Source organism: Metapseudomonas phytobenefica (genome assembly GCF_043392685.1).
In the GTDB taxonomy this organism is placed as follows: Bacteria; Pseudomonadota; Gammaproteobacteria; order Pseudomonadales; family Pseudomonadaceae; genus Metapseudomonas.
This window is the reverse complement of sequence record NZ_JBHZGM010000056.1, coordinates 1-10,415: the sequence shown is the minus strand read 5'-3', so window position 1 is coordinate 10,415 and position 10,415 is coordinate 1. Positions and strand designations below refer to the sequence as shown.

General features: G+C 54.4%; 4 protein-coding genes and 3 pseudogenes. 1 reads left to right on the top strand and 6 read right to left on the bottom strand.

All coding sequences use genetic code 11. From position 1 onward, the window contains the following. Positions 1–1,058: pseudogene (locus ACFW0B_RS25365) on the bottom strand (hypothetical protein); the annotation flags it as partial. A gap of 553 nt (positions 1,059–1,611) precedes the next feature. Here ACFW0B_RS25365 and ACFW0B_RS25360 point away from each other — a divergent pair. Continuing rightward, positions 1,612–1,749: pseudogene (locus ACFW0B_RS25360) on the top strand (integrase core domain-containing protein); the annotation flags it as partial. A gap of 268 nt (positions 1,750–2,017) precedes the next feature. Here ACFW0B_RS25360 and ACFW0B_RS25355 read toward each other — a convergent pair. The 5 genes and pseudogenes from ACFW0B_RS25355 to ACFW0B_RS25335 all read right to left on the bottom strand — a co-directional run. Beyond that, complete coding sequence (locus tag ACFW0B_RS25355; protein ID WP_449151724.1) at positions 2,018–4,333, bottom strand: histidine kinase dimerization/phospho-acceptor domain-containing protein; 2,316 nt, start codon at positions 4,331–4,333, stop codon at positions 2,018–2,020. Between the two features lie 29 nt (positions 4,334–4,362). Beyond that, positions 4,363–6,759, bottom strand: a complete 2,397-nt coding sequence (locus tag ACFW0B_RS25350; protein WP_449151723.1) for an ATP-binding protein — start codon at positions 6,757–6,759, stop codon at positions 4,363–4,365. Next, a complete protein-coding gene (locus tag ACFW0B_RS25345) occupies positions 6,756–7,421 on the bottom strand; it encodes a response regulator (protein ID WP_449151722.1) in 666 nt (221 codons plus the stop codon). The genes ACFW0B_RS25350 and ACFW0B_RS25345 overlap by 4 nt, the downstream gene beginning before the upstream one ends. A gap of 343 nt (positions 7,422–7,764) precedes the next feature. After that, the gene (locus tag ACFW0B_RS25340; RefSeq protein ID WP_449151721.1) at positions 7,765–9,102 is read right to left on the bottom strand and encodes an EAL domain-containing protein; all 1,338 of its coding nucleotides are present in this window, start codon (positions 9,100–9,102) and stop codon (positions 7,765–7,767) included. A 796-nt stretch (positions 9,103–9,898) separates the two neighbouring features. After that, positions 9,899–10,270, bottom strand: a pseudogene (locus tag ACFW0B_RS25335) (group II intron maturase-specific domain-containing protein); the annotation flags it as partial. Positions 10,271–10,415: the final 145 nt, after the last annotated feature.

Genomic DNA, 10,415 nt, shown 5'->3' with positions numbered 1-10,415 from the left:
GCATTGCTGGCATCTGCCTGAGCGCCTGCGGCCTGGGTTTTGGCCTCGGCGGCGGCCACCAGAGCTTTACCTGCGTCTACCTTGGCTTCGCTGGAGGCGGTCACGGCCTTGTTTGCGTCATCCTTCGCACTATTGGCCACGCTTACAGCATTGCTGGCATCTGCCTGAGCGCCTGCGGCCTGGGTTTTGGCCTCGGCGGCGGCCACCAGAGCTTTACCTGCGTCTACCTTGGCTTCGTTGGAGGCGGTCACGGCCTTGTTTGCGTCATCCTTCGCACCATTGGCCACGCTCACGGCATTGCTGGCGTCCGCCTTAGCTTCGTTGGCAGCGGTCACGGCCTTGTTTGCGTCTTCCTTGGCAACATTCGCCGCACTCAAGGCTTTGCTTGCGTCGGCGACAGCATTCGTCGCGTCCTTTTGCGCTGCATTGGCCGTAACTGTCGCGGTCTGCGCTACATTGTTCGCCGTGTTTGCTAAATTGCTCGCCGCCGTTACATTTTCGTTTGTAGCATTTAGCTGGGACCCATTTATAGCATCAGTACTTGTTTTGGAGACAGTACCTGGAGCCACACCCGATATTTTCTGGTCGCTCACTTGGACCCCACCCCCACGCAATATCGTCTGCTGCTTGGAGGAGATCAGGGTGTCCTTAGCGCTTCTAATCTCAACGTTCTCGCTTTCGGATCTCACTTTCACACCTTTTTTGGCGTAAACCGATACGTCTCCACTCCTCCATATCCCAAGCATGGCGTCGTAATTGCCGTTTTCCAAATTGAAGTACAGTGCAGCAGCAGCACTATTTTCTTTACACACAATTTCACTAGTGCTCCCATCAGCTTTTACTCTATGACCGCTACTCTCCGACTGAGAGCAAAGCTGCAATACTGTCTCAGCTGCATTTGCAACATTAGCGTCTAACGCACTTATAGAACCTGCCAACACTACTGACAAAGCGAGCGACACCTTTCCCACAGCCCCCTCTGCAACCTGCGAGGGTTCCCACACGACCTTTAATTCACTGGCTGTCTTATCACGTTTACCACGATGAGCGCGCTTCATAATTACCTAACCTTGGAAAACTCTTTTATTGGAAAAATCAAAGCCAATAACCAATAGGCCACTGACTCTCACCGTCCGCGAGCCGGATAAAAACCGAAAGCCAAGGTAATATATCGCCCACCTAGAAACCCTGTAATAGGAGCACTCCTAAAAAAACAAAAACGCGCACACTCAGCAATCGACCAATAAATAATAGCTACGTCAATAGGAACACTCCTAAAAACGCCATCATTCTAAAACATCAAAAACTGCCGAATAAATTATTCGGCACCCGCCACTGAATTAGAATTTGAATCGCCCCGGATTTCGTGGAGGCCTCAACTCCTGAGAAGATGAGGCCATGAGAAAGACTACTACCTACTCCCCTGAAGTCCGTGAGCGTGCCGTGCGCATGAGCGGTTGATGCGCCGAGCTGGGTTGCTGGGCATCAGGCGTGGGCGTCGTGGGCGGTGTCGATACCCACAAGGACCTGCACGTCGCGGCTGTTGTTGACTCCCACGATCGCGTGTTGGGCAGCGAATGCTTCCCAAACACCCGGCATGGCTACAAGCAGAACGACAACGCCTTGCCCGAAACCATCAACGGGCTGTACAAAGTCGAGTTGATTTACCGCCCGTCATGGAGGAGTCGCGAGGCGGTTGAGATGGCGACCTTGAAATGGGTGCACTGGTACAACCACCAGCGGAGGCTGAGGCAAACTTCCACCAGCAACAAGCAGGTCAGGCCATGGCGGCCTGACCTAAACAAAACGGCCTCCACGAAACCCGGGGGGATTCACGACTGCCCACGCAACAGGCCGGCGAGATCGGACAACTGCTGCCGCATCAGTGGGTGCCTGCCTGACTTACGCAAGGTGAGTTGGGCGGACGCTTACGATCTATCGATACCAGGTATCTTTTGTCTTCCACCGTTTAGGAACTGACAGTCAAGCCTGCCGACGAGCTGAAGATTGCCGTCGTTTAATTCTTGATTCGATGCTCAAGCAAGATACCCAGGTACTGGGCCAACGCCTCCACCGGCCAGTTGTTAGTAGCACTTAACAGCAGACCTTCCATCCCCTCACCCACGTGGGCAATGACGTCATCTTCAGGCCACGCTTCCCGTAGGGCGCCCAAGGCCTGTGTCACGCTATCGGCATCCCGAAGCGCCACGGCTTCGACAAGGCGTCCAAGCGACTCGCCAAACGCAGGACAACGTTGAGGCGCTTGTTCCTCATGAACAATCCCCACGCCACATACAGGAAAAGGCCCGCACCACATCTCAAGCATCTGTAGCAATGGTTCTTGCTGTACGGGCTTACTCAAGACACCGTCCATTGTCGCATCGAAGCACTCCGCAAAATGCGGTTGCTCCTCCAGGCTACGCAGAGCAATGAAGGGACAGGGGCGTTGCCGCTGAAGGAGTATTTCGTGAAACGCCTCGACTGCACCTGGGTCAGGCACTAACAGCGGCCAGTCAAACAACACCAAATCGACCGGATGCTCCTGAATCAACGCCAAGCCTTGGCTGATATTGTCCGCTGGCAATACGCTACAACCTACGCCCAGGAGTTGCTCGATCAGCGTTTGTCGATGCACAGTAGGTTCTTCAACCACCAGTACCTGCACCCACGTATCTGTTGCGATGCCCACTCCCACTTCACTGTGCGGCTCACTGATCGGCTCAGGCGCCATGAACGGAGCCCGCACCATGGGAAAGATGACATCCACACAGGTCCCCGCCCCTACATCGTTAACGAGGACGATATCGCCATTCATCAGTTGCACTAAATTCCGAAAAATGACCAAGCCCAGCTCGGTGTAATAACCATCTCCAGACGGGCTTTTGATTTGCGCTGTCGAGCTGCGCAGCACAGACTGCAATTCCTTCGACAACCCAACGTCCGCACTGGTAAGCCGGAAAACGACATGCTCACCACCGTCACACGCCGGCCCCCGGGCCTGCAACTGCAGCTCAATCTCGCCATGTCCTGTGGCTTGGATCGCACTGGCGACCAATTTGTGCAATGCCTGCTCCACACGATATTGATCTAGCAGCAGGGTAGGAATTGTCTCGACACGGGTAAGCCTTAGCGCCAGGCCTTTCTTCTCCGCCGCCGGTAGATTGCTGTCTACCAAGCGATGCACTAGCGGTTCGATATCGACAGCGACCGGAGCAAGCTGGAGTTTTCCAGCCTCTAACTTGCAGAAATCCAGCACCTCATCGACAAGCCGTAGCATCTTATTGGCTGCGCCACTAACAAGTTCGATGAGCTTTCGTTGCGCATCATCAAGCCGTGAATGCTGCAACAACTCTACAGCGGCAAGCACTGCGTTCATGGGCGAACGAACCTCGTGGCTCATCACCGCCAGGAACATTGCTTGGCTCTGCTGGCTGCGTATCGCTCTATGACGTAGAGATCTGGCTTGCAAAACCAGCATCGTCAACAACAGCAGCACGGCCAGTAAAAGCCATATTTCAAACTCAAAGTGCTCGACAATGACTTGTATCGTCGGGATATCCATATCCATCTCGGCAAGCCAAGCGTCATAAATTCCTTTGCGCTCATTGTCATTTATAAAAGCCAAGGTCTTTTCAAGAATGGACAGGAGGATGGCATCAGACTCACGGACCGCCATGCTCACCCCCGTATGTAACGTGGGCGCCATACCTGAAACCTTCAGTACGCCGTTGTACTGACGCGTGAGGTAGGGAATCAGCAACCACTCTGCGGCAATGGCCGTATCGGCTGTCCCCTCGTCGACCATCTTCAGCATATCAACGGCATTCTTCGCAGGGATCACCACCGCCCCTGGTATCTTGGCCTTCAACAATGGAGCGTACCCCTCACGCCCCAACATGACGATTCGTTGTCCAGCGAGGTGCTCCAGATCAACGAAAGGCTCACCTGAAAAGCGACTGACAAGAATGGTAGAACTGTTGTTGTAGGGCTTGGTGTATAGCATTCCGTGGTCGGCTGAAGACCTCGCGGAAGTGCGACGGGTGGTCAGAATATCGACCTCGCCGTTAAGCAACATATTCCGACGCTCATCACGCGTCCCTGTGACGACAGGTACGAAGCGCAAACCGGTATGTCGGCTGACCGCTTGTAAGTATTTGGCTGCCAACCCGCGTAGCTCGCCATGATGCATATACTCAAACGGCTGTAGATCCTCGAACACCCCCACCCGCAGAATAGGATGAGCCCCAATCCACTCCCGCTCCTGTTCACTCAACCCTATCGACAACGGTTCGATTTGCGCATTGAGTGGGCCCTGGCACAACAGTAGAGCCACTAAAAGCCACCCACTCAATAATCTGCGCGTCACTGCAGCGACTCCCTTGGGCCCGATACGCACTGGAGGGCATCTAGCGGCATCCGCTCGCTGGAAACCTGCCATTGCTGTATGAGCGCTTGCAAAGATATTGCATAACCCGGATCGTCCCAGCTCCTCCCTTGACCTAACAGCACCTCCATGTTTCTCGCTATCTCACTCAGTGTCGACCACTTCATGATCAATGCCGCGCCATACAATCGATGGGCAAGATGCAACGCCGCTGGGCGATCACATATCGCAATCGCTTTAATCAACCCGCCCAGATCATCAGCCATCGCCTCAAGCGCTTCGGTTGACGGTTTTGCCGGCGTAACTGCCTCTGAGGGCGGCATGTTCACCCTGACATGACACCAAAGCTCGATCGCACCCCTCAATGCGTTGAGCTGGATGGGTTTGTTCAACAAGGCATCCATCCCCGCAGCCAAGCAACGCTTAGCATGCTGCTCACCAGTAGATGCAGAAATGGCGATGATCGGGCAGCGCGAGCGATTCAGCTGTAATTCGGCACTACGCAACTCGCGGGTCAAGCTGTAGCCATCCTGCCCCGGCAGATCACAATCCATGAGGATTAGATCGGGGTGCTCCTCGTTGAACCGCTCTTTAGCTTGTACGCCATCCCCCACCACTGTCGGCCTACAACCGAGGCTGACAATCTGCTCATGCAACACTTCCTGGTTGGCCCAGCTATCTTCCACAACCAAAATCCGGGGCAGGGTTTTAGACGCCGAAGCCGCTGTCGGGGTGTTTGATGCTGGCGCTTCCCGTCGCGCACTTGGAATGGTCGTTGGCAGGGAAAGCATGACGGTGGTGCCGACGTTCGGTTCACTCACAAAGGTCATGCTGCCATCCATTGACTTGACCAGTTGCTGGCAAATCACCAAGCCGAGACCGGTTCCTTTTTTTTGGTCGGCACGACGGGCTTGTTCATAGGGCTGGAAAAGTGACGCCGATACTGACTCGGGCACTCCCTCGCCCGTATCACGGATTTCGATGTTCAAAAGCTGGACGTCGCGTTCAGACTCGATCAGCCTGGCACTGACATACACACCGCCGGTGTGGGTAAACTTGATGGCGTTCGAAATAATGTTGTGCAGAAGCTGCGTGAGACGTGAGCTATCCAGCAACAGCCTGGGTAAGTGAGAGGGGATCTGTAGCTCAAGCTCCAGATTTTTTTGTTGCGCGCGGATGCGATGCAAACTCACCACCGCGGTCATGAGCGCCTTGACATCCGTAGGCTCGCTAGGTCGTTGTTCAGGTCTTGAGCGTGGCGCCTCTAAAACGTTCAAGTCTTCATCCAGGACACATCTCAAGGACGCCATGCTGCCATTGGCAAGGCTCACTAGATTTCGCTGTCGCTCATTCAACTGCGTCGAAAGCAAATGGTTCATCGCCGTTAAAACATCATTGAGCGGCGAACGCAACGCTTGGCTAATCACACGTAGAAGCATGGATTTTTCGCGTGCTTTTTTAACCTCTCGACGCCAATGATAAAAACCGCGAAACATCAGTATGCACAGCCCCAAGAGCGCCAGGGCAGCCAATACCAGCACATGAAAATAATGCTTACCAACACTACTCAGCGTAGGTACATTCACTTTCAGTTCGCGATACCACTGGGCGTACAGGGACTGGCGTTGTTCAAGGTCAATCGAGTTTAGTACCTTCTCCAAGATAGAAATTAGCACCGTGTCTTGCGCACGCGCGGCCATGCCGACGGCCAAGGGCTCTGCCCCTACCACTCCCGAAATCTCTAATACACCTTGGAATCGACTGTATAGATAGGGCATGAAATAGGTCTCGGCCGCAACCGCTACATCAGCACGCCCCTCAGCGACACTATCCAACATGTCTAACGCCGACATACCTTGGACCAGCTGAGCGTGGCGGGCACGCCCATTAAAAAGCCACAGGTAACGCTCCACGTCGGGCACCATGACGGTTTTCCCCTGCAGCTGATCAAGACTGAAGATGTCCTGACTATCGACGCGTGTCACGATGATTGGAGGTGTACGATGATAGGCAAGCACTTTAAGTGCAGGATCCCGAGGCTCAGCAGCGAATTCCAGAGAGGCAGAAAGCAAATCGACTTGACCGTCAACCAACGCGCCCCTGCTCACCGCCATATCCTGGAAGGGCACATACTTCAACTTCAACCCCGTGACGGCGGTTAAGTAATTCAAGTACAGCTTCGATTGCCCATACAAATTACCCGCCCTCATATACTCCAGGGGCAGCAGGTCTTCCATTATTCCCACCCGCAGTAGCGGATGCCGGGCTATCCAATCCCGTTCTTCGGCATTGAACTCAACCGGGCTGGCTTCGGCGAAACAGCCCGCAGTTATCAGCACCCACGCAACCAGCCCCCCCTTGAGAGACTTCATCATGGCGGGCTTATAATTTTATTCAGCTTAAAGAGTTCATTATTCGAATTCACCCCAAGCTTACGAAAAGCCGAGGCCTTCTGGGCGCTTATCGTTTTCAGGCTGCGGTTGAACTTGGTTGCGATTTCACTCACGGTCATACCCGCCAAAAAGCAGCGGATGACCTCTTGTTCACGACTGCTCAACTCCGCTTGGGCGAAGACATCCGAGGGCTCGCAGACCACCGCTGATGGGTCGCAAATGACAGCTTCTGCCAACTGATAGGTCATGGTAGTACTGAGGTAGATAGCCCCGGATACCACCTGACGTATTGCTTTTACCAACTGCTCCATGTCTTCTCGCTTACCCACGAAGCCACGAGCCCCAAGACGCATTGCCAGGCTGACAGTAGCCGGGTCGTGATGGGCAGACAGTACCAATACATGGCAGTCGGGGTACTTGACCCGTACAGCACGGATCAGCGATGCACCATCCAACTCGTCAGGCCCCAGGGAAAAGTCCATGAGCAAGACGTCTGCACGGACTTCAGCAAGGCCTCTGATGAGGTCCCGGCTACGACCATAGACGCCTACTACCTCGAAACCTGCCTCACCCTTCAATGCATCCACTAACCCGTGGCGAACAACAGCATGGTCATCTAACAGCGCAATTCGTATAGTTTTCATCGCGTTAGCCCACCCTTACAGCCTCTACATCGCATCGACACAGCGAGCAACACAGCGCCTAACTTTAAACAGTCTATGCCATAGCCAGAAACGGGCAAGGCGCCGCAGACACGTCCTTGCCATCACACGTCAACTTATGAATCCCGTCTCGGTACTTGCATTTCTTCAGAACAGAGGCAGTTCGTGCGCCTATATTCTTAATAGGCGCAGAAAATACCATTTTTCAAGAAGTCACCTCCAACCATCCAGCGAAGAGCACGCAGTCTCAATGCAGCCAACTGAATCAGGCGCATTAAAAGCGCCTGCGCGTGAACCCTTTACAACTGTCGCCGTTGATACATTTTCAGGCTTGCACGCATGACTGTTGGCTCACGAGCAGCATGAACTCCTCAAGCTCCATGGGATACCCCAAGGCGTATCCCTGGCCAACGCGACAACCGAGTTGATGCAGCAAGGGTAACGTCGACTCATCCTCGATACCTTCAGCAATCAACTGAATGTTAAATAACTTCGCCCACCTTACGATGCCTCTAACAATCCTGCGTGATGAGGAAGAGCCACTGATCGCGCGAATAAAGGCACCGTCAATTTTCAGCTCATCAAATGAATGATTTACAAGGAGACTCATCGTCGCCGCACCGGCTCCAAAATCATCCAGTGACAGCCGGAAACCTTTGGCCCTGATGGCCGTCAACGCTGCAGATAGCAGAAGGTTGTCCGACTCAGGCACATCTTCGGTCAGTTCAAGTGTCAACTGCTCTGGTGACAGCCCATGCTCTCGCACACGCGCGGCCAGACACTCGGCAAACTGTAACGTACACAGCGTCTTTGCCGAAGCATTGACGGCCACTGGAATAACGATATTTTTTTCCTTGAGTGCGAGCATGGCTTTGACAGCCCACATTTCAACCAGATTGAACAGTAATAAGTCCAGCCCCAACCGGTTAACCAACGGAATCATCACCGATGGTGGAATCTCGCCATGGCGCTCATGTTTCCAGCGCACCAGTGCTTCTACGCCGATCACCCGTCGAGTCGAAAGATCAAACTGTGGCTGAAACACGAAGCGCAACCCCTTCCCCGTAGTAAGGGCACTAATCACCTCGCAGTCGCTTAAAGAGCAAAAGTTCATCTTCGCAGGTTCGGAGTCGATTCGATAACGTCTCAACCCTGCTTGGCGGAGTGTATCTTCCATCACATTCGCGTTACGGTGGTTTACAACCTCTACATGAATGCCCTCCGCCCGCGCCAATCGTGCATGCGCTTCCAAGGCATCCATGGGGATACCTCCCATATACTGGACGGACTCCTTCCCCTCTCTGAGCATCTGCCTGATTGGCATTTCCTCACGCACACCCTGGGGAACCACCACTCTTTTTTTATCACCTACCCAGAGAACGCTAGGCATATATTTTAAAACGCCACATTTATGCAACCGCTTCAAAAAACTGGGCAACATTAAACCTGCATCATTATCTGGATGAATCTCACACACAACAACATCGACCGGCCCCTTCAATAAGAATGACTCAATGTCGCTCAACGCCTCTTTTATGGCCACCGGAGCTACGCCCACATCACTGAGCATCCGGGTGATCGACTTGGCACGGATCACATCCGCCGCCAGTACAACGACGCGCGTTGACTTGAACTCGCTAGGCGCAACTTTTTTTAAGCGCATTTGGATATCTTCCGACTTTCTAAATCATCAGTAAACTCATAGCCCTACTGGCTACAAGGCCGGAACACACTGTCGGTTCTGCACTGAGACCTTCCAACATTCGCACAACGTTCGCCCTGAGCTTTCAATCGAGCGACAACGACCGAACCAAAAGCTGAGCCCTACCGCAAATACCAGACACAGTTTTTTTCTCGATGCACCTTTAAACGCATCGACTTGTACATTCCACTGTTCGCAAATTCTCGCTTTGCGCCCTCACCCGGTAAATAAGACTACTCTGAATATCAAACCCCGAACGCCGCGCAGGTAGGGGTAGGGACCCACTACTCAAGCGGCAGGCCTGTCTGCTGTTTGCATTTGTAATGCGCTTGGAAGCGCCAACACTTCCTAATAACAAAGAGCGGCAGATGCTGTTTGCGCAACCACCGCAGTAGACACGCGCAGGTTTCAGTTAGACCGGGATGCCATTGTTTATACCCACTCCCGTCCGGAGGGGCTGACCGCTCGCAGGATGGACAGGGATTGGTCAATTCGAGCGCCGAATATCGGCAACTGCCATCTGGCTGCTGGAAGACCCGGAATGCTTGCACTGCGTTCGCCTCAATGCACGCCAGCCCCAGGGCTGGGAAGCCATCGTCCAGCAGTTCGAGAATTACAGGAGGGGGGGGGTATCAGCCCCACTGAATGAGGGTTTGGAGGGGGAATCCGCGCGGGATTGGTCATGCATCGAGTAGGAGGCGGGGTTACCCCCGCCGTCCTCTCACGCCACCGTACGTACGGTTTCGTATACGGCGGTTCAGGTCATACGGCTAAGCCGATTGATCGTATCTAGTATCGACACCAGCCCCAGCGCGTCCCAGCGCTTCTTCGGCAGCGCCTGTCGCAGGCGCAGGGCGCCGGCGTTCCACCAGGGGCCGCGCCCGTTGGTGGCCGACTTCCAGGCCCGCACCTCCGGCAAGCCCAGGCACATCAGCATGCGCGCCCGGGTAGCCGGTCGCTTCCAGTGCCGCCACAGCACATTGCGCAGTAACCGCCGCACCCAGCCATCCAACTCCTCCACGGGCCGCTTGCTCTGGCTCAGCTTGAAGTAGCTGCTCCAGCCACGCAGGACCGGGTTGAGCCGGTCGATCAGCCAGCTCAGCTGGCTACCCCGCCTGCTGCGCAGCAGGCTTTACGTCGTAGCGTTCCGTGCAAGTACCGGGCTTTGACGATTTGGGCCGCCTCACCCCGCTACGCCGCCTCCATCCGCTTCCTGTTCGTCAGGCCAGCCATTTGCTTCCGGCTTCCTTCAGATTCGCAGTCACCCGCGACAC